The organism is Streptomyces sp. SAS_272, from assembly GCF_052543235.1.
This window is the reverse complement of record NZ_JBMNDR010000025.1, coordinates 23,358-46,166: the sequence shown is the minus strand read 5'-3', so window position 1 is coordinate 46,166 and position 22,809 is coordinate 23,358. Positions and strand designations below refer to the sequence as shown.

The following is a 22,809-nucleotide window of genomic DNA, read 5'->3' as shown; positions in this document are numbered from 1 at the left end:
GAGCCGCCGCAAGCGGACCGGCTCAGTACCCCACGTAGAACGTCGCGTCCTGCTTCTCCGTCGTCGTCGAGACGGGATCGATGCGCAGGACGTAGTTCGCGTGCCGGATGTAGCGGGTGGGGTTGTTGTACGAGCGGAACGACGACCAGCCGGCGTCCGCCAGTCCCGCCGTCCGGTAGAACGTCGCGTCCCCGGCGAACGTCGAGGTGCCGTCGTTGACGTCGAGTCGGAGCGCGTAGTTGTAGTGCCGCAGGTACCGGGTCGGGTAGTTCACGGACCGGAAGGAGACGCCGGCGCTGTCCGCGAGGCCCGGCACCAGGGTCCACTGCGAGTCCTTGTACGGCTCGACGGGGTACTCGTCGATCCGGCCGACGTAGTCGGAGTGCCGCACGTAACGGGCGGGGAAGTTGTAGGACTTCAGACGGTTCCAGGCCGGCGCGCCCCACTTGGCCACCAGGTTGTCGTACTGGGTCGACGTGATCGTCGTGATGCCGCAGTGCTTGGAGTTGACGGGCTGGGTGTAGGCCTTCTGGTCCAGTGCGGTCCAGGTGCCGGCCGACAGGTCCGTGGACTGCCAGGCGTAGAAGACGCCGTTGGGGGTGTAGGTGTCGCCCCACAGGTACCAGGTGCCGGAGGAGAGGGACTTGACCAGGGTCGGGGCCTCGGTGCCGCCGTGGGAGACGGCCGTGCTGAAGGGTGTGAAACTGCCGGGGTTCAGCGAGGTGGACCTGGCGCCGAGGAGGGTGCCGTTCTTCTTGAAGTAGAGGTAGTTGACGCCGTTCACGCCCACGGCCATGTCACCGTCGATCACGTCGTAGCCGGGGTCGAAGAAGACCTCGGGGGCCGAGACGGAGACGAAGTCGGTCGTGTAATTGACCATGATGACGTTGTGCCCGCTGCTGTTGACCGCGGAGTAGATGAGCGCGTACTGGCCGCGGCCCGCGTCCCAGAAGGCCTCCGGCGCCCAGCTGTGAGTGTTCATGTCGTGCAGCTTCAGCCGGTGGTATCCGGTGAAGGTGCGCAGGTCGGTGGAGTTCCAGACGTGGACGTACTGGCTGACGTAGTTCCAGTCGGTCCCCTTCAGGTCGGTGGCGAGCACCACGAAGGTGCCGTCCTGCTTGCGCAGGATGAAGGGGTCGCGCAGCCCGAGCGCGCCCTCGGTGGGGGTGACCACGGGGTTGTTCTGGTTCAGCGGCATCCAGCGCAGCCCGTCCGTGCTGACGGCCAGATGCAGGCCGTAGTCGGTGCCGTCGCCGAGATTCGTCGATTCGGTGAAATAGGCCATCACGTACGCGGAGTCGGCCGCGCGGGCGGACGGGACGCCGAGAGTGAGGGCCAGGGGGACGGAGGCGGCGGCGCCGAGGAAGAGGCGGCGCGACGGGTTGGGGGTCATGTGCGCTCCAGGGGGATGCAGCGGGGTGCCCGGATACAGCCGACATGATTCGATATTTCGAACCGAGTTCGGTGAGTCGGTCAGAAGGTAGGGGCGGGAGGGACGCAGGTCAATCACTGGGACACGCTTGGCGGTTTCCCGCCGCTTTCCTGTGCGACGCTCATGAGAAATGCCGGCGACGCCTGCGCCGCACCGGGCTATGGTCCTCACCCGTGAACAGAAGACGACAGAAAAAACTGACCGAGCGTCTGGTCAGCGCGGCCAGGTTCGAGGGCGGGAAGAACGTCGACCGACTGCTCGGAGCCGGCGCCGACCCGGCGGCGGCCGACGCCGAGGGGACGACTCCGTTGTATGCGGCCTGCGTGCAGGGCGAAGCCGACACGGCCCGCAGACTCCTGGAAGCCGGTGCGCCGCCCGACGCCGAGAGCGCCGGCCTCGGCGCCGAGGGAACTCCCCTGTGCGCGGCGGCCTGTTGGGGTTACGTCGACACCGTCCGCGTCCTCCTCGCCCATGGCGCCGATCCCCACCTCCGCGAAGACCACGGCACAGGCATGACGCCCCTGCAGTGGGCGACCGCGGGGCCCCACCCGGAGACGATCGCCGTACTGCGCGAGGCCGGAGCCCGTTGAGCGCGCCGAGGGCGATGGGCTGACTGCGCCCCCTGCCCATGAACCCTTGGGCCCTGGGCCCCTTGGCCCCTGCGTCCACTTCACCTCGGTGCTCACCGCACCCCCTGTCTCCACCGCACACCACGCACCCACTGCGTCCGTGAGCGCGCTGACGCGGACGAGACGCCCTAACCCCGCCGAGCCCCGGCCGTGACGTCGTCGATCAGATGGTCGATCAGCGCGATCAGCACCTCCCTGCACGATTCCCGCTCGCGCGCGTCGCAGAGCAGCACCGGAACGTGCGCCGGCAGCGCGAGTGACTCCCTGATGTCCTCCGTGGGATAGGGATGCAGCCCGTGGAAGCCGTTCACCGCGATGACGAACGGGATGCCCCGGCGTTCGAAGAAGTCGACGGCGGCGAAACTGCACTCGGGCCGGCGCACGTCGATGAGGACCACCGCCCCGAGCGCACCGATCGCCAGGTCGTTCCACATGAACCAGAAACGTTGCTGGCCCGGCGTGCCGAAGAGGTACAGCACCAGGTCCTCGCCCATGGTGATCCGCCCGAAGTCGAGGGCGACCGTGGTGGACCGCTTGGCCTCGATGCCCTTCAGATCGTCGACGTCCAGCCCGGCGACCGTCAGCGGCTCCTCCGTGCGCAGCGGCGCGATCTCGCTGACCGCCCCGACCATCGTGGTCTTGCCGACGCCGAAGCCTCCGGCGACGAGGATCTTCACGGTGTCGGGCGCCGCCGCCGACCCGGTGGCGGGAGCGGCGCCGTCAGATCCGGCCAAGGCCGTCCCTCACTTTCTGCAGCAGGTCCAGGTCCAGGTCCGCGGAGCCGGTGACCGAGCGGGGCGGCCGGGCCGTGATCAGGCCCGCCTCCAGCAGGTCGCAGAGCATGATGACGACCACGCTCACCGGCAGGTCGAGATGGGCCGCGAGCTCCGCCACGGCGACGGGCCGGGCGCACAGCCGCAGGATCCGGGCGTACTCCGGCTGCGGCCGCGCCACCCGGGCGGGCGGCGGCTGCACCGCGGTGACCGTCGTGATGAGCGTGAAGTCGGCGCGGCTGGGCCGGGTCCGCCCACCGGTCAGAGCGAACGGTCGGACGAGCCGGCCCGCTTCGTCGCCTCCGCTCACCTCACCCGCCGTGGGTGCGCACGGCGGGACCGACATGGGCCCGCGGCGCCGCGCTGAGGTGCTCGCCGATCTTCTTCACCAGCATGTTCATCTGGTACGCCACCACGCCGACGTCCGCGTTCTTGCCGGCCAGCACGACGAGATGGGCGCCCGGACCGGCCGAGGTGAGGATCAGGTAGGTGTGGGCCATCTCGATGAGGGCCTGGCGCACCGGGCCGCCCCGGAAGTCCATGCTGACGCCCTTGCTGAGGCTCATCAGCCCGGACGCCGTCGCCGCCAGCCGTTCGGCGTCCTCGCGCAGGAAGCCGGTGGACTTGCTGACGACCAGCCCGTCCTCGGAGAGGACCACGGCCTGGTTGACGTCGGCGACGCGGTCCACGAGACCGGTGAGCAACTGGTCGAGCTGGGTGTTCGTGCCGGGGAGGGAGGGTGTCATCGCGGTGTCCTTCATGAGCGGTCGGCGGGCGGTGTCGGGGTCTTGGCGGCGCCCGCGGCGGTGACCGGCGGGCCGGGGGCCTCCGCGGCGGTGGTCTCCGAAGGGGCGGGCGGCGGTTCGTCGGGGTCGGCGTCGGCGTGAGCCCGCAGCGTGCCGCGCTGGAATCCGGCGAGGGACGACGCGGCCCGCTCGGCCGTGAAGTCGTCCAGGACACGGTCGTCCTCGAAGGCTCCGGTGGACGTGGGGTCCTCGCGCAGTTCGCCGGCGAGGCTGGTCTGCGGGACCCGGCGCGGCAGCGGGGTGAGGCCGCCGAGGGGGGAGCCGGCCCCCGCGGGCACGCCCGCCACAGGGGAGGACGACCCGTGCTCGGGGACGGAGGCGTTGCGAACCGGGACGGAGGGCGACCGGTGTGCCGGGACGGAGGTGTTGCGTACCGGGAGGGAGGCCGTGGTCCGGCGTCCGGGCCGGTCTTCGTCCCCACCCCGGTCTTCGTCCCCGTCCGGGGTTTCGTCCCTGGCCCGGTCTTCGTCCCCGCCCGGGTCTTCGTCACCGCCCAGGTTTTCGTGCCTGCCCGGGTCTTCGGCCCGGCCAGGGTCCTCGTCGCCGCCCGGTTTCCGGGCCGCGTCCGGGGCGTTCCGGTCCCCGTTCCCGCCGCTGCCGCGCTCCGGCTCCAGGCTCTGGTCCCGGTCGCAGCCGGGGGGCGTGCTCCCGTCGGGCCGGCGGCGGCCGTGCTCGTCCTCGTTGCCGGACACGCGCCGCGCCTCACGGAGGGACTCGCCCGCCGCACCGAGGCCCTCCTGCGGCGCACCGGAGTCGCCGTGCGTCGCGCCGGCAGCCTCGGTCGCCGCGCCGGTGGACTCCTGCGGATCCTCGCCGACGGCTTCCCGCGCACCGTCGCGCCCCTCCCGCGTCGCGTACGGCGCGCCTTGTCCGGGAGGTGGGACCTCGGACACGCCCCGGCCGAAGCCGACGCCGGCCGCGGCGTCGGCCGCGGGTCCGACGGGCGTCGCTGCGCGGGATATCCCGGCAGCCGGGTCCTCGGCGTCCGGGGACTCGCGGACCACGACCTCGTGCGGCAGCAGCACGATCGCGGTGGTGCCGCCGTACGGCGAGGAGCGCAGGGTCACGCCGATGCCGTGCCGGGTCGCCAGCCGGGCGATCACGAACATGCCCAGCCGCAGGTCGTCCGCGAGCGCCACCACGTCGAACTGGGGAGGGACCGCCAACTGCGCGTTGAACGAGGCGTAGTCCTCCTGCGACATGCCGAGGCCGCGGTCCTCGACCTCGATCGCGAGCCCCCTGGCGACCAGGGTGGCCCGCACCCCGACCGGCCCGGGCGCCGGCGAGTAGGAGGTCGCGTTGTCGATGAGTTCGGCGAGCAGATGGATCACGTCCGCCACGGCCGGCGGCGTGATGCACACCTCTTCCTCCGTGTGCACCTCCACCCGCTGGTACTCGGCGACCTCCCCGACGGCGCTGCGCAGGATGTCGATCAGCGCCACCGGCTCGGACCAGCTGCGTCCGGGCCGGCCGCCGCTGATGATGACGAGGTTCTCCTCGTAGCGACGCAACTGGCTTGCTGTGGAGTCCAGTTCGTACAGACCGGCGAGGACGTCCGGGTCCTGGTGCCGGCGTTCCAACGCGTCGAGTTTGCTGAGCTGGAGGTTGACCAGGTTCTGGCTCTGCCGGGCGATGCCGAGAATGACCTTCTCGAAGCCGCGCCGGGTGTCGGCGAGTTCCACCGCGGTGAGCACGGCGGTGCGCTGCGCCGTGTTGAACGCCTTGGCCACCTGGCCGAGTTCGTCGCCGCCGTAGTCCAGCGGCGGGGTCTCCGCGTCCACGTCGACGGTCTCCCCGCGATCCAGCCGGGCCACCACGTCCGGGAGCCGCTCGTGCGCGAGTCCCAGCGTGGCGATGCGCAGTCCGCGCAACCGCCGGGAGAGCGAGCGGGTTATCCGCCAGGACATGCCGACGCACAGCAGCAGGGCGACGAGACCGCCGGCGCTCAGCGAAGCGGCCGTGATCAGCAGTCCGCGCGCTTCGTCCGCGCTGCGCTGCAGCAGGTGCGCGGTCTGCTGCCGGATCAGCTTCTCGTACTGGGCGGAGACGTCGATGAGGGCGGCGCGCCATTCCTTCTGCACGTCCGGCAGCGCGATGTCGCCGTTCTCGCTCTGCCGGGCGCGGGCCGCGAGCACCTTGTTCTCGACGGCCTCCAGGGTCTGCCACTGGTAACTCGTCAGGATCTCTTCGGTCTGCGTCTTCGCGGCGCCGGTCAGCGAGGGCACGATCTGGTCCTGCACGAGCCAGCGCCGGCTGTTCACCAACTGCGCGAACTCGGCCCACGCCTTGTCGTCCATCCGGCCCGCGGGACCGGCCAGCGTCAGGTTGAGGTCCTCCTCGGAGACCAGCTCGGCCGCGTGCTCGAGGGCGACGAGCGGTCCGGCCTGCGAGGTGAGGTCTCCGTCGTCGACCTGGGACAGCTCCTGGAAGGCGTGGATCTGGTCGTCGATGATCGAGGTGTACTGGTCCAGTGCCTGCGCGGCGGTGATGTCGACCGGGGCGTCCACCTGACCACGGTAGTACTCGAGACTGCCCACGGAGGCGACGACCGAGTAAAGCCGGTCCCGCACGCGGGCCGGCGCCCGCTGGATGTCGTCCGCGCGGGCGACCAGTTTGGCGACCGCCACGTCCGTCTTCCCGCGCTGCGCCTCCAGTGCGGCCCGGGATCCGGCCGGCCCCGAGGCCAGCCACACGGCCGACAGACTGCGTTCCTGCTGCAGCGCGAGGGTCGCCTCGGTGCCCATGGCGCCGGTGGAGCGGCTGAGTTCGGTCTGCTCGCGCAGTCGCAGACCCTCCGAGAACATCTGCGTCGTCGTCACACCCCACATGGCGGCCAGGGTGACGCTGGGCACCAGCGCGAGGAGGAACAGCGAGAGACGTATGGAGCCGAGACGGCGGCGCCGGGCACCTGTCCGTGGAGACATAGTCGTCCTAGGGCGATCAGCGGGGGAGGGGGGCGGTCGAAGACGGGTCAGCGGGTTCCGGCGGCGGCCAGGCGGGCGACGTCGGAGACGTTGGTCTTCGTGACGAAGGCCGGGCCCGTCAGAACGGGCGCGACACCGCCGCCGCTGACGTTGCCGTTGGTCTTGTGGAGCCACAGCGCGTCCACGGCCAGATACCCCTGCAGGTAGGGCTGCTGGTCGACCGCGAACTGCACGCGGCCGTCGCGGACTGCGGTGACCAGGTCCTTGTCGAGGTCGAAGGTGGCGACCTCGGCCTTGCTGTCGGCCTTGCCGGCCGCCTGTACCGCGGCGAGCGCGAACTGCGCGCCGAGCGTGATGACCTCGTCGATGTCGGGGTCCTGCCGCAGCCGGGTCGTCAGCGCGTCGGTCATGGCGTCCATGTCCGTCCCGTCGGCGTAGAGCATCTGGGTCTCGCCGTCGAAGGTCTTCTTCACGCCCGCGCAGCGCGCCTCCAGCGCGACGTTGCCCTGCTCGTGGATGACGCACAGGGCGTGTCTCACGCGCAGAGCGTCGAGCTTGTCGCCGACCGCGCGGCCCGCGACGCTCTCGTCCTGGCCGAAGTATTCGAGGACCCCGAGCGAACGCCAGGCGTCGATGCCGGAGTTGAAGCCGACGACAGGTATGCCGGCCGCCTTGGCCTCGGCCACCGGACTCCTCATGGCCTGTGGCTTGGCCAGGGTCACCGCGATGCCGTCGACGTGGTCGCGGACCGCGTCCCGCACCAGTTCGGCCTGCCCGGCGGGGTCGGAGTCGCTGGCGTAGGTCAGGTCGATGCCGTCCTTGGCGGCCGCGGCCTGCGCGCCCTTGCGCACCAGTTCCCAGAACGGGTCCTTCTCTGCGCCGTGGGTGACCAGGGCGACCTTGATCCGGCCGCCCGTGCCGTTCGCACCGTCCGCGTCCGTGCCGGACGACGCGTCGGCGGTGCAGCCGGCGAGCAGGAGGCAGCAGGCCGCGGCGAGGGCGGCCAGACGCAGGGATCCGCGGGGACACGGAACGACGGGAGCGGGGACGGGAGTGTTCATGGGGGGCTGCACCTCGCTGTGCGGCAGAGCAGGAGGACGGGGCGAGCGCCGCCGGAACGCAGGGGTTGCACCGACGGAGGACATGCGTTGGCTCGGAGCCAACCGTGTGTGACCACTGGTAGTCAAGTGAGCACCCACCAGGTGTGAACAGCCGCTGCCGCATTGTGATCCGGAACGCGGTGGACCGGGGCGTCCGGACGTAAGTGCGCAGGTGAGTTGACCGTTGGTCAGTCCAGGCGGAATCCGTTCCCGAGCGCCGCCGCCCCGTCGCTCCGCACGTCACGCACTCCCGGGCAGGCGTGATCTCCTCGCGGCGCGGCGAGCCGGGCCCCGGCGTGCGGCGGCCCGACACCCGACGTGCGGTGCGCAGTTCTCGTTGCCGAGTGTTGCCGATTGCCGAGTGCCGAGAGCGGACGCCCTCCGGGTGCCGTGTCCCGGGTGCGGGTGAGCGCGGCCGGGACCGTGTCGGCATGGACGCCGGGGGCCGTCGCACGACCGGCGGGGCCGGCGCGCACGACCGGCGGGTTCGGCACACGACCGGCGGGGCCGGAGGCGGCCTGCAGTGCGCAGGTCGTCCCGGCCCCGCCGGTGAGGTGAGGTGCGGCCGTCGTCAGGCGGTCTTGCCCGCGTCGGGCAGCGGTCCGCTCTTCAGGAACGTCTCCGTCGTCGACGGCCCCTGGTTCTGCGCGCGCCGCTTGCGGCGGCTCACGCGAGGCTCCTGGTCGGGCAGCCAGCCGAAGGCCACCGAACTGCCGAGGACGCCCAGCAGCAGGCCCACGACGAAGCCGCCGATGTTGGAGGTGAGCCAGGTGCCCAGGGAGAGCAGGATGGCGATGATCGAGTAGAACAGCCGCTGAGCCGGGTTGAACAGGATCAGCAGGCCGCAGAGCACCATCAGGGTGGGCAGGAGGTAACCCGCCAGACCCTGCATGCCGACATGCAGGATGACCGGGAGCGGAGCCTTCATGGTCACCAGGATCTCGGCGCCGCCCAGGACGAGCATCAGGCCGCCCGCGAAGGGCCGGCGGCCTCTCCATGCGCGGAAGCGGTCCCGCCACTGGGTGAAGGTCATTACTTACAGCCCTCGCTGGAGAAGCTCATCTTCAGTCCGGGAAGCTTGAAGACGGCGGCGGTGGCCGCGTAGTTGTGCTGGTACAGGTTCTTGATGACGACCGTGTCGGCCTGCTGGCCGTAGACGCCCGCGGGACCCTGGATCGGGACCTTGTCGAAGGTGCTCGAGTCGCGGCCGATCTCGATGTTGGTCATCTCGGCGTCACCCGAGACCTCGTCGGAGTCGATGGCCAGGTTCTTCACGCTCACCGGGCTGGAGCCCCCGCCGGCCCGGAGGACCAGCTGGATGCCGCCGAGGTCGACGCTCTGGCACATGTTGGTGATCTTGCCGCTCTTCACGACCGAGGTGATGACCAGGACCTGGCCACCGGTGTCACCCTGGTTGGGGCTGTTCTCGATCATGTTGTCGAGTGCGCCGAACTGCGCGAAACCCTCACCGTCGAGTCGGTCGGCGGTCACCACGAACGGCATCCCGGAGATCGCGAACTGCACGCCCAGGGCGCCCTGAGCGGTGAGGACCGCGAGCCCCGCGGCGACGAAGGTGGCGGGCACCGCCATGACGGCGGCCCGGCGCAGCCGGACCCGGCCGCGTCTCTCTGCGGAACCGCTTTCGGGGTTCTCGGGGGTGTTGTCGACGGACGAACTGATGTCCGGGGACGAGGCCATTTCTGCTCCCATGCGCTAAGTCGTGCGGGTTGGGCTTCAGCGGCACGTTGTCCTGGCGCGGACAGCGGCTGCTGCGCACGCCCCCTCGCAACTCCCGGAAGCCGCAAGGGCTTTCTCGTTACGCAGCAGTAGCCTTCGAGGAAGTTACCGATGGTTACACCGACGGGTCAAGGGAGATGTGGAAAAAGAGTGTTCATTATGTGCCATCCCTCGACCGGGTGCATCGCCGACGGGTTTCGTATACCTCCGTCAGGCCCCAACTTTGTTTCTTGGTCTTGACGTTGACTGACCATCAGGTCTACAACTGCCCTGGCCCAGCCCGGATCCGTGGCGCCGGATCCGCAGCGCGACCTCGTTCGCGCTCCCGGACTCATTTCAGCCAGTACGGGCCCTCGGTCCCGCGCTCGATCCCTTCATGGCCGCCGGCACGGCCGCTTCCCCCAGCGGCCCGCGACCGGCGGCCCTCTCCCGCCCGGCCCGTGCGGAGTCACTCACCAGTGACCTCCGGACGGTCACCGGCCGCCTGCCGTTGCCGGTCCGTCGCGTACGGAGAAGGCGTCACGGGCCGGCAGCGGTGGACGCCTCCCGGCGTCCCCCCACGTCGTCACCAACGACACGCCGGTTCACACCCACCGAGCAACTCCCCCCAGTACAGCCCCACTTCCGAAAGAGGCACTCGAATGCGCACCCGCTCCCGCTCCCTCCTCGCCCTCGCCGGAACCGTCGCCGCGCTCTCCCTCACGGCCGTCACCCCGGCCTCCGCCGCGGGCGCCGTGCTGACGACGCCGACGGGCGACGTCGCCGTCGGCGACGTCCTCAACGCCTCCCTGGCCAGCGGCACGGCCGCCACCCTCTACTCCAGCGCGACCGGCACCAGCGGCCTGTCCTGCGCCGCGTCCGGGTTCACCGCCACCGTCACCGACAACCCCACCGCGCCCGGCACCGCGACCGAGGCGCTCAGCGCGCACACGTTCGGCAGCTGCACCACCAACGTCTTCGGCGTGCTCGGCGTCACCAGCATCACGGTCAACGCGCTGCCCTACACCAGCAGCGTGTCCTCCGACGGCACCGTCGTCGTGACCCCGGCGTCCGGCTCCGTCATCCAGACCACGGTCGTGCTGCGCACCCTGCTCGGCAGCATCAACTGCGTCTACCAGGCGCCCAGCCTGTCCGGCACCGCGAGCAACACCGACAACAGCATCTCCTTCGTCAACCAGCAGTTCACCAAGTCGTCCGGCTCGTCGCTCTGTTTCGCCAACGGCTTCTTCACCGCGAAGTACGCCCCGGTGACCGACGGGGGCCAGGCCGTCAACGTCAACTGACGAACTGACGTGAACCACTGAACGCCGTGCGACCCGCGTCTCAACGCCGACGCAGGCGCACGGCCAGGGCGGCGCCGCCGGTGAGCAACAGCACCGTCGCGGCGCCGCCCGCCAGCATGGGCGCGGACGGCCCGGACCCATCCGTGTCCGAGGCCACCGGGGTGCTCTGCGGCGCCGCGGCGGCCTCGGCCGGCGTGGCGCCGGTGGCGGCCGACGCCGACGGGCCGGCGGAGACGGGGCTCGCCGTCGGCGTCGGACTCGAGGACGCCGTCCGCGTCGCCGCAGTGGCGGTCGCCCCGGTCGCGGGCGTGCTGCCCGCCTTCCCTTCCGCAACCGCTTGTGGGAACACCACGTCCGAGCACGAGTAGTACGTGTCGGGCGTGCTGCTGTTCTGCCAGATCGTGTACAGCACCTGACGTCCCGTCCGGTCGGCGGGCAGCTTCGCGGTGAAACGGTAGGCGCCGTTCGTCAGCGCCGGGTTCCTCACCTGCGCGAACGGACGCTCCGGCAGATCGGACCAGGTAAGCGGTTTCGACGGGTCGTACCCCGGCTTGGTCAGGTACAGCTTGAACGTGCCCTCGTGCGCGATCGTCGAGGCGTACGTCATCCGCAGCGTGCCCCCCGGCTTCAGCCGCGTGGACGGCCAGTCGGCGCGGGCCAGGTCCAGCCCCCGGTAGGCGGCGAGCCCCCCGCTGCACAACTGCCCGTCGGGGACGGTCTGCCGGTCACGGCCGTTCACATCGGCCACGCGCAGGTTGTCCCAGGCGGCGAAGGACGTGCCGCCCGCCCTGACGGCCGCCCGGCAGGCCGCCGAACCGGCGTCGGCGCCGCCCTCGGGCGAGCAGGCGTACACCCGGCTGACGGGGTCGGTCGGCGCGCCGTGCGCCTGGGCCGGCGCGGCGGCCCACAGGCCCAGCAGGAGCGGCCCTGCGACGGCGGTGGCCAGCGCTGCGGTGCGGTGTGCGGTCGTGCGGGGCATCGGGGACGTCTCCTCGGCCGGCGCGGGAACGGTCTGCCGTCAGTACGGGAACGCGACCGCCGGCGTTCAACCCGCCCGCACAGGTCCCCATTGGCCTGTACCACCAGGTTCCCATTGGCCTGCACCACCCACGCCAAATCGGTCGATCACCGGCCGATGGCGCGCGCCGCGGGGGAGCGGTCGGACGGGTCGAGGGTTTCCCCTGTATCCGCATGACTGTTCCTTTGCCTATCGTTCGTTCACAGCCGAACTACAGGTGACCCCGAGCGGATCGGCTTCCCCGCGCCCGGCCGGCCTTCTGCGCTGCTCTTCGATTCACCCCCCGCCGATTCACCCCTGCCGCTTCGACGCCGAAGCGAATCGACCGCCGCTCCGCCCTGTCCGGGGCCGGCCACCGAAAGGCACGCTCTTGCGCACCTCACCTGCCTTGAGACGGAAGCTCATATCCGTCGCCGCGGTCTCCGCGGCTCTGCTGACCGCCGCCTCGACCGCCTCGGCCGTCGCCGTCCAGGAAACCGCTTCCGCGGCCTCCGGCATCCCCGCGGCGCAGACCGAGGCCGCTCCCGGCGCCCCCGCAGAGCGCCTCATCGTCGGCTACAAGTCCGGCGTCGCCGAGGCCACGTCGAACCCGGCAGCCGAGGCCGACGCCGCCGCCAAGGGCAAGGAGGCCGGCGAGGACGTCGACTTCCAGCGCCGCCTCGGCACCGGCGCCGCCCTGGTCGACCTGGGCGAGGACCTCACGAAGGCGGACGTCGCCGACGTCGTCGCCCGCTACAAGGCCGACCCCCAGGTCGCCTACGTGGTCCCGGACCGCCTGAACAAGCCCCAGGCCGTCGACCCGAACGACACCGAGTACGCCAAGCAGTGGGACCTCTTCGAGTCCACGGCCGGCATGAACGTGCCCGGCGCCTGGGGCACTTCGACGGGCGCCGGCGTGACCGTCGCCGTCATCGACACCGGTTACGTCGCGCACTCGGACCTCGCCGCGAACATCGTCGGCGGCTACGACTTCGTCTCGGACACAGCCGTCTCCGTCGACGGCGACGGACGCGACGCCAACCCGGCCGACCCGGGCGACTGGTACAACGCCAACGACTGCGGCGCGGGCATCCCCGCCAGCACCTCCTCCTGGCACGGCACGCACGTGGCCGGCACCATCGCCGCCGTCGCGAACAACGGCAAGGGCGTCGCCGGCATCGCCTACGGCGCCAAGATCTCCCCGCTCCGCGTGCTCGGCAAGTGCGGCGGTTACGACTCCGACATCATCGACGCCATCACCTGGGCGTCCGGCGGAACCGTTTCCGGTGTTCCCGCCAACTCCAACGTCGCCAAGGTCATCAACATGAGCCTCGGCGGCGACGGAGCCTGCTCCTCGGCGACCCAGAGCGCCATCACCGGGGCTGTGAACCGCGGCACCACCGTCGTCGTGGCCGCGGGCAACGAGAGTGACAACGTCGCGAACCACAACCCGGGCAACTGCAACAACGTCATCTCGGTCGCCGCGACCAACCGAAGCGGCGCCAAGGCGTCCTACTCCAACTTCGGCTCCCTCGTGGACATCTCGGCGCCCGGCGGCCAGACCAGCACCGGCACCGCGAACGGCATCCTGTCCACGCTGAACTCCGGCACGAAGACGCCGTCCAGCGAGTCGTACGCCTACTACCAGGGCACCAGCATGGCCACCCCGCACATCGCGGGCCTGGTCGCGCTCATGAAGTCCGCGAACCCCTCGCTGACCCCGGCGCAGATCGAGACGGCCATCAAGAGCAACGCCCGTCCCCTTCCCGGCGCCTGCTCCGGCGGCTGTGGCGCGGGTCTGGCCGACGCGGCCAAGACGGTGCAGGCGGTGAGCGGCACCGGCGGCGGCTCCACGGGGGGCACCGTCTTCTCCAACACGAGCGCGCTCTCGATCCCGGACAACGGCTCCGCCGTCGAGTCCTCGATCGCGGTCACCGGCCGCACGGGCAACGCTCCGTCCGCCCTTCAGGTCGGCGTCGACATCACCCACACCTACCGCGGTGACCTGGTGATCGACCTCGTCGCGCCCGACGGCACGGCCTACCGGCTGAAGGCGGCCAGCTCCTCCGACTCGGCGGACGACGTGGTGACCACCTACACGGTGAACGCGTCCAGCGAGACCGCCAACGGCACGTGGAAGCTGCGCGTTCAGGACACGGCCGCACAGGACACGGGCAAGCTCAACAGCTGGAAGCTGACCTTCTAGGAGCGGCGTCCGCCGTCGCCGTGGGCGACGAACGGACCCAGGGGCGGGCCGGCCGGTGTGGGAGACACCGGCCGGCCCGCCCTGCTTCCTGTTTCCGCCGGCTTTCTGTTTCCACGCCGCTTTCTGTCTTCCGCGCCGCAGTCTGTTACTGCGGTGCGTTCTGTTTCCGCACCTGTTTCCCGCTTCGCAACCGGTTTCCGGCCTGTTGCGGGGAGCGGGTGCGCGCCCGATGATGCGGGCACCGTCTTGCGCCGTCGACGGCCCTTCCGGAGGGAGGTGACACGTGTATGCCCTCCCTCCACCTGCCCGACCGTCGTGAAACAGCGTCAGAAACCGCGCACCCCGTCTTTTTTGATCGTCACCCCGACCGTGCCTCAGGTGTCTCCGCTGTGGCAGGCTGTTGCCTGCAAGGCCCTTCACCAGGGGCAAGTAGGGGGCGCACAAGGGGAGTCGACCCCGTGTACGCGCCCTGCCGGCTCACTCGCAGGGTGAGCTATGGTGTACACGGAGTAAGAAAAAACGGCATGACCCGTTCTTTACCGGCCCGGGGGAGTCCAGTCGATGGCGAGGCAGTTACGCGCCGAACAGACCCGCACCACGATCATCACGGCTGCCGCCGACCTGTTCGACCGGTACGGCTACGAGTCCACCAGCCTCAGTGACATCGTCGAGCACGCCCATGTCACCAAGGGAGCCCTCTACTTCCACTTCGCGGCGAAGGAGGACCTGGCGCACGCCATCATGGAGCTGCAGTCCAAGGCCGCCCGCCGGATCGCCGGCGAGATCGACGACCGCGGCGGCACCTCCCTCGAAGCCCTGATGCGCCTGACGTTCGGGCTGACACGGCTCTCCGTCGAGGGGCCGATCGCCCGTGCCGGCCTGCGCCTCGCCACCGGCGGAGTCGCGGTCCGGCCCCCGCTGCCGCACCCCTTCACGGAGTTGCTGGACCTGATCTCCCGACGCCTCGGCGGCGCGGTGAAGGAGTCCGACATCCACGCCGACGTCGACCTCGACGCCGTCGCCCACTCGCTGGTGTGCTTCTTCGTCGGCACCCGTGTCGTCGGCCGATCCCGCGAACCCACCGGCCGGCTGCCCCGCCGGATGGCCGAGATGTGGCACGTCCTCATCCGGGGCCTGGTACCGGTACCGCGTCGCCCGCGCTATGTGAGCCTCGCCGCCCGACTCGAGCGGGAGACCATGGCGGCCGTGTGACGGCCCTCGCCGCGGTGGGCGGGGCGAGGGGCGGATGATCGCTGCGGGCTTGCCGGACGCGGCGGGCGGGCGGGAGGTCGGGGGCCGCCGGACGCGGCGGGCGGGTGATCTCCCGGCTGCCTGAGGTGACGGGCGGGCGGTCGCGGGCTGCCGGACGGGACGGGCAGGCGATCTCGGGCGGTCGGAGGCGGCGGAGGGTGTGGCCGCCGGGTGCGGCGCGGGGCTCCGCGATACGGTGAACCGCATGCCCCAAGCTGCCGCTCCGCCCGTGATCCTCGGCAACGAGCCGGGCTCGTTCCCCCACAGCGTCCTGGCCGAACGGCATCCGGCGATCATCCGGCAGGTGAGGGAGGCCTTCCCCTACGGCCCCGCCCTCCACCGGAGCCTGGACGCGCTGCTGGCCGCCTGCACCGACGGCGTGATCGACCCGCTGCCCCCGGACGCGCACGACCGTGACAGGTGGCGCGTCTGGGGCCTCGACGCGCACACGGGCAGTTCCTGGTTCGACGTGCCGTGGCTGTGGTCGGAGAGCTACTTCTACCGTCGACTTCTCGAAGCGGTCGGCTACTTCGGCCCCGGGCCGTGGCAGGGCATCGACCCGTTCCGCCCGTTCAAGCTGGCCGAGCTCGAGGCGCCCGAGACCGACGAGGAACTGGCCGCGCTCGACGCCCTCGAGGGCCGTCCGGTCGAGGAACAGGCCCGCGCCCTGCTGCATGGGTCCCTCTGGGGCAACCGCGCCGACCTCGGCTTCCGGCTCTCCGACGCCGGGGCCGAGCAGCGTGCCGCCGTGCCGGGACTCGTCGCCGACGACAGCGAGCGCTTCTGGAAACTCCTGCCGCAGGCCGGGGCGGACAGCGGTATCGGCTTCGGAACCGGTTTCCGCAGCGGCAGCGGCAGCGGCAGCGGCATGGGAACCGTGTGCCTCGTCGCAGACAACGCCGGACGTGAACTGGTGCCCGACCTGCTCCTGGCCGCCCACCTGCTCGAACACCGGCGGTGCGGGCGGGTCGTCCTGCACGTCAAGCCGTACCCGTACTACGTCTCGGACGCCACGACCGCCGACGTCGTCGACGCGGTGCGGAAGCTGTCGGGGGCGCCGGGAGCTGCCGCCGAACACGGCCGCCGGCTGTGGCGGGCCATGGCGGAGGGCACTCTCACGGTCCGGGCGCACCCGTTCTCCGCCGCCCCGCTGCCTTACGCGCGGATGCCGGACGACCTGCGGGCCGAGTTCGCCGCGGCCACGCTGACGATCGTGAAGGGCGACCTCAACTACCGTCGGCTGGTGGGCGACAGCCGCTGGGCTCCCACCACCCCCTTCGCCGACGTCACCGCGTACTTCCCCGGCCCGGTCGCGGCGCTGCGCACGCTGAAGTCAGACGTGATCACGGGTCTCGACGCCGGTACAGAGGCCGCCCTGGTCGAGGCCGAGGGGCAGCGCTGGCGCACCGGCGGCACGCACGCGCTGATCCAGGTGCGTGGCTGAGGCGACGACGGCCCGACGGACCGCTCGACGGACGGCCCCTTGTCTCCTTCCCGCACCAGCACTCCGTGCCTGAACCAGGTGCCCGCACTCCGTGCCCGACCCAGGTGCCCGAACTCCGTGGCCCGAACGCCGGGCTTGGCACGTTCCCGCGCCCGAACTCCGTGGCCCGAACGCCGGGCCTGGCGCGTTCCCGCGTCCGAACTCCGTGTCCGGCGCGGCGAGATCATCAGGGGAGCGTGCCGGCGTGCGGAGCGCCGGGCACGAGAGGCGGCGGACGGTGCGCGGACGGGGGTGCGGCGCAGGCCGGTTCCCCTCGCGTTGCCCGCTTCGCGCCGATTCACGCGATGGTGTGATCATCCGTCGCCCCGCGGATGGCCGTTCGGACCCCCGGGTAGGGCCCGGCCATGACGCAACCGTTCGAACTCCCGCACTTCTACATGCCGCACCCCGCGCGGCTGAACCCGCACGTCGACGACGCGCGGGCGCACTCCACGCAGTGGGCGCGGGACATGGGCATGCTGGAGGGGTCCGGGATCTGGGACCGGGCCGACCTGGAGGCGCACGACTACGGCCTGCTCTGCGCCTACACCCACCCCGACTGCGACGGGCCCGCTCTCTCGCTGATCACCGACTGGTATGTGTGGGTGTTCTTCTTCGACGACCACTTCCTCGACATGTTCAAGCGCACCCCGGACCGCGCCGCGGGCAAGGCCCATCTGGACCGGCTACCGCTGTTCATGCCGCTCGACCTGGCGACGCCCGTTCCCGAGCCGCGCAACCCGGTGGAGGCCGGGCTGAAGGACCTGTGGGCGCGCACGGTGCCGGCCATGTCGCAGGACTGGCGTCGGCGCTTCTCCGTGGCCACGGAGCACCTGCTCAACGAGTCGATGTGGGAGCTGTCCAACATCGACGAGGGGCGGATCGCCAACCCCGTCGAGTACATCGAGATGCGCCGCAAGGTGGGCGGAGCGCCCTGGTCTGCGGGGCTCGTGGAGTACGCGACCGCCGAGGTCCCCGCCGCCGTCGCCGGGACCAGGCCGCTTCGGGTGCTGATGGAGACGTTCTCGGACGCCGTGCACCTGCGCAACGACCTGTTCTCCTACCAGCGCGAGGTCGAGGACGAGGGAGAGAACAGCAACGGCGTGCTCGTGCTGGAGACGTTCTTCGGCTGCACCACCCAGGAGGCCGCCGACACCGTCAACGACATCCTCACCTCCCGGCTCCACCAGTTCGAGCACACCGCGTTCACCGAAGTCCCCGCGCTCGCCCTGGACAAGGGGCTCGGCCCTGACGCGGTGGCCGCCGTCGCCGCCTACACCAAGGGCCTGCAGGACTGGCAGTCCGGCGGCCACGAATGGCACATGCGCTCCAGCCGCTACATGAACGAGGGAGCCTCGTCCCCCGCCCCCTGGCAGAAGCTGACCGGCCCCGGCACCTCGGCCGCCGACATCGGCGCGCTGCTGGCCTCCGCCGCCGCCGAACGCCTGCGCGCCTACACGCACGTGCCCTTCCAGAAGGTCGGCCCGTCGCGACTGCCCGACTTCCACATGCCGTTCGCGGTCGGGCTCAGCCCGCACCTGGACGCCTGCCGCCCGCGCCTGGTGGCGTGGGCGCACCGGACGGGCATGCTGGAGGAGGGTGTCTGGGACGAGGACAAGCTCGCCTCCTGCGACCTCGCCCTGTGCTCGGCAGGCCTCGATCCGGACGCCACCGCGGAGGCGCTCGACCTCAGCTCCCAGTGGCTCGCCTGGGGCACCTACGGCGACGACTACTACCCGCTCGTCTTCGGCAACCGCCGTGACCTCGCGGCAGCCCGCCTCACCACGGCCCGCCTGTCGGCCTGCATGCCCGTCGACGGCGAGCCCGTCCCGGTCGTGCCCGTGGACGCGATGGAACGCGGCCTGATCGACCTCTGGGCGCGCACCACCTGCGACATGACCCCGGGGCAGCGGCGCACCCTGCGCGACGCGGTCGACGCCATGACCGAGGCCTGGCTGTGGGAGCTGTGCAACCAGCTGCAGAACCGCGTTCCGGACCCGGTCGACTATCTGGAGATGCGCCGCGCCACCTTCGGCTCCGAGCTCACCCTGAGCCTGTGCCGCATGGGCCAGGGCCCCGCCGTACCGCCGGAGGTCTACCGCAGCGGGGTCGTACGCGCGCTGGAGAACGCGGCGATGGACTACGCGTGCCTCACCAACGACGTCTTCTCGTACCAGAAGGAGATCGAGTACGAGGGCGAGGTGCACAACGCGATCCTCGTCGTGCAGAACTTCTTCGGCTGTGACTACCCCGCCGCGCTCGGCGTCGTCCACGACCTCATGACCCGGCGTATGCAGCAGTTCGAGCACATCGTCGCGCACGAACTGCCCGTCCTCTGCGACGACTTCGGGCTCTCCTCAAAAGCCCGCTCGGCGATCGGGGACTATGTGAGCGACCTGCAGAACTGGCTGGCGGGCATCCTGAACTGGCATCGCGAGGTCGACCGGTACAAGGCCGGATACCTGGCCCGCCGCACCCACGGCTTCCTGCCCGACCTCGCGCCGCCCTCGCCGCTCCCGCAGTTCTCGGTCTCCTGACTCACCGCCTGGCCGCGTGCCCGACCGCGGCCCGTGCCAGCGCCCGCACGACCGGGTGCGGGCGCGAGCCGTCGCCGGACAGCTCCGGCTGGAAGAGGGAGGCCAGGAAGAAGGGGTGGTCCGCGAGCTCGGCGACCCGGGGCAGGCCCTGCTCGTCGTGGCCGGAGAAGCGCAGGCCGTGGGAGCGCAGGACGTCCAGATGACGGGACGGCCCGTACGCGCAGAAGTAGCGCTCCACCGTGCGCTCCGAGCCGATCACCGTGTGGGCGAGCGAACCCGGCTCGAGCGCCACCGTCCCCTCGTGGCCCACCAGCGAGCAGGCCAGCGGCTCGATGAGCGGGTCGTCGGCGTCGGGATCGTTCTCGGCGTGCGCCGCGCGCGGCAGCCCGCAGACCGTGCGGGCGTACTCCAGGAGCGCGTGCTGGAAGCCGCCGCAGGTGCCGAGGAACGGGATGCCCTCCTCGCGCGCCGTGCGGATCGCCGACAGGACGCCCGCCTCGCTCCGGTAGGGGCTGCCCGGGACCACCCACACCGCGTCGAAGCCTCGCACCGCGTGCTCGGCCTCCGCCTCCTGCGAGGGGATCCAGTAGGCGTCCAGGACCAGCCGGTCCCGGGAGGCCAGGGCGTCCAGCAGAAGCGGTATCCGTGTATGGGACACGACGTTGGAGGAGCGGTCGCCCACCAGGGCGACCCGGGCGGTCCGAGCTGCGATGTCGGTCATGCGCCTCATCCTGGGCGGCCCCGCCGGTTCACGTCCAACGATGATTCCTGCACGGTCGATAAGCAGAGCTGATGCACCAGGAGATCATGGGCGCATGGACCCGCACCTCCTGCGCACCTTCGTCACCGTCGCGCGGCTCGCCTCCTTCTCCGACGCCGCCCGGGAACTCGGCTACACCCAGTCCGCCGTCTCCCAGCACATCGCGGCTCTCGAGCAGGACATCGGGTCGCCGCTGTTCACCCGCCGTCCGGTCGCCCCCACGCCAGCCGGCGAGCGTCTCCTCGAACACGCGGCGCCGCTGCTGCTGCGCCTCGCCGCCGCCCGCGCGGACGTCGTCCGGCTGGCCGCCGCGCCCTCCCACGGGCTGACGCTGGCCGTCTCGCCCACCGCGCTCGGCCCCGCCGCCCTCGCCGCGCTCCCGGCCGGCGGAGTGACGCTGCGCGTGCTCGGTCGTGACCACGTCGTCGCCGCCGTCGCCGAGGGCACGGCCGACCTGGGGCTCGTCGACGGCCTGGCCGCGCCCAGCGACCCGCTGCGGCTGCCCGACGTGGCGCCGCTGACCACGCGCGGCGTCGGCGAGGAGCCCGTCAGCGTCCTGCTGCCCGCCGCTCATCCGCTCGCCCGCCGCAGCGGTCTGCGGCTCGGCGACCTCGTCGACGCGCGCTGGCTGGACGCACCCGAAGCCGGGCTGCCGCTGGCCCAGCTGCGTGCCGCGGCCGGCGGCGGCCACGGCTTCCGCGCCGCCCTGCGTTACGACGGCTGCGACGTCAGGCTGTTGATCGCCCTCGCCGCCGCCGGCCACGGCCTGACCCTGCTGCCCCGTTCGGCCGCCGCGGGAGCCCCGGGGGCGGTCGCCGTCCCGGTCGTCGAGCCGAGGGTCGTGCACCGGGTCGAGATCGTGCACGCCGCGGCGCCGCCCGGCGGCGCGGCCCGAGCCCTGCTGGAGGCGCTGGCCACGCGCGCGTGAGCGCGGAAGACCTGGACGTCGTCCTCGGGACGGGTTCGCGGCGTCCCGCGCGTGAGACGCAGAAGCCGCGGACGGTGTCGTGGGAGTGGGTTCGCGCGCCACCCGCGCGCGTGACGCGTGACGCGCGGTCCCCGTGCCCCGCGCGGTCCCCGTGCCCCGCGCGGGGGTCCGAGCCTCTTCCGAACCCGGGTCAGTCTCACTCGTTCGTGGCTCGTGGCGCGCGGGTGCGCCGGGTAGAGCACCAGCCGGAGGCGATCCATGGAACAGACAGCGTTGCGTCCCAAGCCCCTGCCGGGCCAGGACCCAGACGGAGCCGCCCTGCCGAGCGGCCCGGGCCACCGTCCGCACGCCGCACGCAGCCGAGGACGACGTCCCACGACCCTGGTGGCCGGTCTCTTCGCCGGCACGGTCCTCGTCCTGTCCGGCGTCGGCCTGGGCGCCGTGGGGGCGACCGTGATCGGCATGAGCAGGCTGGCGGAGCTGCAGCGGCAGGCGGTGCCAGGGGGACGGGCAGGGCCCCAGGAGCAGGCCGGGCCGGAGGGGCCGGTGGGTTCGGTGGGTTCGGTGGGGCCGTCGGGTCGGCCGCAGGCGTCGCCGGGCCGTGCCCGGGACGCGGGGACGGCGACGCGGTCCGGGCCGGGCGGAGCGCCGGCCCGGGGCCGGGCCGGCGCGGCCGCGTCCTCCGGCGCGTCCGCAGGGGCCGGGACGTCCGCCGGGGCCGGGGCGTCCTCGCGTGCCGAGGAGGCGAGCCTGGGGCTCGAGGCGGTGGACGCCGGGAGGACGGGCGCCGAGATCGTCGCCGTCCACGTCCCCGGTCCCGGTTTCACGGCCGGTCTGGTCCGCGGCGACGTCCTGCTGACGTTCGGCGGCGCCGAGATCGGCTCGGCTACCGATCTCGCCCGCGCGGTCGACCGGGCGCGCCCCGGGGCGGCGGTCGAGGTGACGGTCCGCCATCGCGGCGGCGGGCACCGGAAGGTGAGGGTCGTCCCCGGGATCGTCACCTGACGCGGCCCGGGACGGCCGCCAGGGCCCGCGGGCCGTCGACGCGCCACGCGCGCGTACGCTCCCGCAGACCGGTGGCGCCCGCCGTCGGTGCTGCGCCACCATGAACGCCATGCCGACCTCCCTCCTGGCCTTCCTGGCCTTCCTGGGCGCCTGCACCCTCGTCGCGGCCTCGCCCGGACCCAGCACCGTCCTGATCGTGAAGCAGTCGCTGCGCAGCCGCCGCTCCGGCTTCCTGACGGTGCTGGGCAACGAGACCGGGGTGTTCGTCTGGGGCGTGGTCGCCGCCTTCGGACTGACGGCCCTGCTGACGGCCTCCCAGGCGGCCTACGCCGTCCTGCGCTTCGCCGGCGCGGCCGTGCTCGTCTGGTTCGGCGTCCAGGCGCTGCGGCAGGCCCGCAGGACGAAGCAGGCCCACGGCTTCGACGAGGGCGGCTTCGACGACGACGCCGACGGCGACGACGGCGAAAGCCGGGGGAGGGCGGAACGGGGCGGCTGGGCCGCCTACCGGGGCGGCCTGCTGCTGAATCTCGCCAACCCCAAGGCGGCCGTCTTCGCCCTGTCCTTCCTGCCGCAGTTCGTGCCCGAGGGAGCCCCGCACCTGCCCGCGATGGTCGGGCTCGCCGCGATCTGGGCGGTCTACGAGGTCGGCTACTACAGCGTGTACGTGTGGTTCGTGGGCCGGATGAAGCGCGTGCTCTCACGGGCGGGAGCGCGCCGTCGCCTGGAGCAGGTCTCCGGCGGGGTGCTGCTGCTCCTCGGCCTGCGCCTGGCCCTGGACGGCTGACCTGGGCGGGCCCGTCCGTCCGAAACCCCTGTCGACCGGCTCGCGCGACCCCCGCCGGACGGGCAGGATGCTGCCCGTGGTCATCTCGCCGGCGTCACCTCGTCCGTCACCCGTCCACAGCCGCATCGACATCAGCATTCACCGTCACCTGATTCACCTCATTCACCTCAGTCT

The 22,809-nt window shown here is 71.9% G+C and carries 19 protein-coding genes; 9 read left to right on the top strand and 10 right to left on the bottom strand.

What is annotated here, in order from left to right; all coding sequences use genetic code 11:
- Positions 1–22: 22 nt before the first annotated feature.
- Positions 23–1,393, bottom strand: a complete 1,371-nt coding sequence (locus ACN6LD_RS16720) for a glycoside hydrolase family 43 protein (RefSeq protein ID WP_445043565.1) — start codon at positions 1,391–1,393, stop codon at positions 23–25.
- Between the two features lie 212 nt (positions 1,394–1,605).
- On the opposite strand from ACN6LD_RS16720, the gene ACN6LD_RS16715 reads away from it, so the two are divergent.
- Positions 1,606–2,022 (top strand): ankyrin repeat domain-containing protein, encoded by a 417-nt coding sequence (locus ACN6LD_RS16715; protein ID WP_445043564.1) that lies wholly within the window; start codon positions 1,606–1,608, stop codon positions 2,020–2,022.
- Positions 2,023–2,189: 167 nt separating this feature from the next.
- Here ACN6LD_RS16715 and ACN6LD_RS16710 read toward each other — a convergent pair whose 3' ends face one another.
- From ACN6LD_RS16710 to ACN6LD_RS16680, 7 genes are all read right to left on the bottom strand, one after another.
- Complete coding sequence (locus tag ACN6LD_RS16710) at positions 2,190–2,795, bottom strand: GTP-binding protein (RefSeq protein ID WP_319192123.1); 606 nt, start codon at positions 2,793–2,795, stop codon at positions 2,190–2,192.
- Positions 2,782–3,144, bottom strand: a complete 363-nt coding sequence (locus tag ACN6LD_RS16705; RefSeq protein WP_266726060.1) for a DUF742 domain-containing protein — start codon at positions 3,142–3,144, stop codon at positions 2,782–2,784. The genes ACN6LD_RS16710 and ACN6LD_RS16705 overlap by 14 nt, the downstream gene beginning before the upstream one ends.
- A gap of 1 nt (position 3,145) precedes the next feature.
- A complete protein-coding gene (locus tag ACN6LD_RS16700; RefSeq protein ID WP_206779589.1) occupies positions 3,146–3,580 on the bottom strand; it encodes a roadblock/LC7 domain-containing protein in 435 nt (144 codons plus the stop codon).
- Between the two features lie 11 nt (positions 3,581–3,591).
- Positions 3,592–6,564 carry a nitrate- and nitrite sensing domain-containing protein gene (locus ACN6LD_RS16695; protein WP_445043563.1) on the bottom strand — a complete coding sequence of 991 codons (2,973 nt, stop codon included), beginning with the start codon at positions 6,562–6,564 and terminating at the stop codon, positions 3,592–3,594.
- A gap of 47 nt (positions 6,565–6,611) precedes the next feature.
- Positions 6,612–7,625 carry a substrate-binding domain-containing protein gene (locus ACN6LD_RS16690; RefSeq protein ID WP_319192128.1) on the bottom strand — a complete coding sequence of 338 codons (1,014 nt, stop codon included), beginning with the start codon at positions 7,623–7,625 and terminating at the stop codon, positions 6,612–6,614.
- Between the two features lie 610 nt (positions 7,626–8,235).
- Complete coding sequence (locus ACN6LD_RS16685) at positions 8,236–8,697, bottom strand: DUF6114 domain-containing protein (RefSeq protein ID WP_445043562.1); 462 nt, start codon at positions 8,695–8,697, stop codon at positions 8,236–8,238.
- Positions 8,697–9,362 carry a DUF6230 family protein gene (locus ACN6LD_RS16680; RefSeq protein ID WP_319192140.1) on the bottom strand — a complete coding sequence of 222 codons (666 nt, stop codon included), beginning with the start codon at positions 9,360–9,362 and terminating at the stop codon, positions 8,697–8,699. The genes ACN6LD_RS16685 and ACN6LD_RS16680 overlap by 1 nt, the downstream gene beginning before the upstream one ends.
- Positions 9,363–10,042: 680 nt before the next feature.
- On the opposite strand from ACN6LD_RS16680, the gene ACN6LD_RS16675 reads away from it, so the two are divergent.
- The gene (locus ACN6LD_RS16675; RefSeq protein ID WP_319192132.1) at positions 10,043–10,684 is read left to right on the top strand and encodes a Tat pathway signal sequence domain protein; all 642 of its coding nucleotides are present in this window, start codon (positions 10,043–10,045) and stop codon (positions 10,682–10,684) included.
- Positions 10,685–10,724: 40 nt separating this feature from the next.
- On the opposite strand, the gene ACN6LD_RS16670 is transcribed toward ACN6LD_RS16675, so the two are convergent.
- Positions 10,725–11,663, bottom strand: coding sequence for a lytic polysaccharide monooxygenase (locus ACN6LD_RS16670; RefSeq protein ID WP_319192134.1), 939 nt, complete (start codon positions 11,661–11,663; stop codon positions 10,725–10,727).
- 409 nt (positions 11,664–12,072) lie between these two features.
- On the opposite strand from ACN6LD_RS16670, the gene ACN6LD_RS16665 reads away from it, so the two are divergent.
- From ACN6LD_RS16665 to cyc2, 4 genes are all read left to right on the top strand, one after another.
- On the top strand, positions 12,073–13,887 hold the full coding sequence (locus ACN6LD_RS16665; RefSeq protein ID WP_319192136.1) for a S8 family peptidase: 1,815 nt from the start codon (positions 12,073–12,075) through the stop codon (positions 13,885–13,887).
- A 561-nt stretch (positions 13,888–14,448) separates the two neighbouring features.
- Positions 14,449–15,099, top strand: coding sequence for a ScbR family autoregulator-binding transcription factor (locus tag ACN6LD_RS16660; protein ID WP_319192138.1), 651 nt, complete (start codon positions 14,449–14,451; stop codon positions 15,097–15,099).
- A 244-nt stretch (positions 15,100–15,343) separates the two neighbouring features.
- Positions 15,344–16,582 (top strand): damage-control phosphatase ARMT1 family protein, encoded by a 1,239-nt coding sequence (locus ACN6LD_RS16655; RefSeq protein WP_445043561.1) that lies wholly within the window; start codon positions 15,344–15,346, stop codon positions 16,580–16,582.
- 404 nt (positions 16,583–16,986) lie between these two features.
- A complete protein-coding gene (gene cyc2 / locus ACN6LD_RS16650) occupies positions 16,987–19,158 on the top strand; it encodes a germacradienol/geosmin synthase Cyc2 (protein WP_445043560.1) in 2,172 nt (723 codons plus the stop codon).
- Between the two features lies 1 nt (position 19,159).
- On the opposite strand, the gene ACN6LD_RS16645 is transcribed toward cyc2, so the two are convergent.
- Positions 19,160–19,879 carry a CTP synthase C-terminal region-related (seleno)protein gene (locus ACN6LD_RS16645; protein WP_445043559.1) on the bottom strand — a complete coding sequence of 240 codons (720 nt, stop codon included), beginning with the start codon at positions 19,877–19,879 and terminating at the stop codon, positions 19,160–19,162.
- Positions 19,880–19,973: 94 nt separating this feature from the next.
- On the opposite strand from ACN6LD_RS16645, the gene ACN6LD_RS16640 reads away from it, so the two are divergent.
- The 3 genes from ACN6LD_RS16640 (at position 19,974) to ACN6LD_RS16630 (ending at position 22,635) form a co-directional block, all read left to right on the top strand.
- On the top strand, positions 19,974–20,846 hold the full coding sequence (locus tag ACN6LD_RS16640; protein WP_445043558.1) for a LysR family transcriptional regulator: 873 nt from the start codon (positions 19,974–19,976) through the stop codon (positions 20,844–20,846).
- 258 nt (positions 20,847–21,104) lie between these two features.
- On the top strand, positions 21,105–21,851 hold the full coding sequence (locus tag ACN6LD_RS16635) for a PDZ domain-containing protein (RefSeq protein WP_445043557.1): 747 nt from the start codon (positions 21,105–21,107) through the stop codon (positions 21,849–21,851).
- 109 nt (positions 21,852–21,960) lie between these two features.
- On the top strand, positions 21,961–22,635 hold the full coding sequence (locus tag ACN6LD_RS16630; protein ID WP_445043556.1) for a LysE family translocator: 675 nt from the start codon (positions 21,961–21,963) through the stop codon (positions 22,633–22,635).
- Positions 22,636–22,809: the final 174 nt, after the last annotated feature.

What these genes read in the sequence shown, in the direction of transcription:
- ACN6LD_RS16680 (WP_319192140.1), bottom strand. Translation starts at nt 9,362, where the DNA reads ATGGCCTCGTCCCCGGACATCAGTTCGTCCGTCGACAACACCCCCGAG.
- ACN6LD_RS16655 (WP_445043561.1), top strand. Translation starts at nt 15,344, where the DNA reads ATGCCCCAAGCTGCCGCTCCGCCCGTGATCCTCGGCAACGAGCCGGGC.
- ACN6LD_RS16720 (WP_445043565.1), bottom strand. Translation starts at nt 1,393, where the DNA reads ATGACCCCCAACCCGTCGCGCCGCCTCTTCCTCGGCGCCGCCGCCTCC.
- ACN6LD_RS16645 (WP_445043559.1), bottom strand. Translation starts at nt 19,879, where the DNA reads ATGACCGACATCGCAGCTCGGACCGCCCGGGTCGCCCTGGTGGGCGAC.
- ACN6LD_RS16675 (WP_319192132.1), top strand. Translation starts at nt 10,043, where the DNA reads ATGCGCACCCGCTCCCGCTCCCTCCTCGCCCTCGCCGGAACCGTCGCC.
- ACN6LD_RS16695 (WP_445043563.1), bottom strand. Translation starts at nt 6,564, where the DNA reads ATGTCTCCACGGACAGGTGCCCGGCGCCGCCGTCTCGGCTCCATACGT.
- ACN6LD_RS16635 (WP_445043557.1), top strand. Translation starts at nt 21,105, where the DNA reads ATGGAACAGACAGCGTTGCGTCCCAAGCCCCTGCCGGGCCAGGACCCA.
- ACN6LD_RS16640 (WP_445043558.1), top strand. Translation starts at nt 19,974, where the DNA reads ATGGACCCGCACCTCCTGCGCACCTTCGTCACCGTCGCGCGGCTCGCC.
- ACN6LD_RS16670 (WP_319192134.1), bottom strand. Translation starts at nt 11,663, where the DNA reads ATGCCCCGCACGACCGCACACCGCACCGCAGCGCTGGCCACCGCCGTC.
- ACN6LD_RS16685 (WP_445043562.1), bottom strand. Translation starts at nt 8,697, where the DNA reads ATGACCTTCACCCAGTGGCGGGACCGCTTCCGCGCATGGAGAGGCCGC.
- ACN6LD_RS16660 (WP_319192138.1), top strand. Translation starts at nt 14,449, where the DNA reads ATGGCGAGGCAGTTACGCGCCGAACAGACCCGCACCACGATCATCACG.
- ACN6LD_RS16700 (WP_206779589.1), bottom strand. Translation starts at nt 3,580, where the DNA reads ATGACACCCTCCCTCCCCGGCACGAACACCCAGCTCGACCAGTTGCTC.
- ACN6LD_RS16630 (WP_445043556.1), top strand. Translation starts at nt 21,961, where the DNA reads ATGCCGACCTCCCTCCTGGCCTTCCTGGCCTTCCTGGGCGCCTGCACC.
- cyc2 (WP_445043560.1), top strand. Translation starts at nt 16,987, where the DNA reads ATGACGCAACCGTTCGAACTCCCGCACTTCTACATGCCGCACCCCGCG.
- ACN6LD_RS16690 (WP_319192128.1), bottom strand. Translation starts at nt 7,625, where the DNA reads ATGAACACTCCCGTCCCCGCTCCCGTCGTTCCGTGTCCCCGCGGATCC.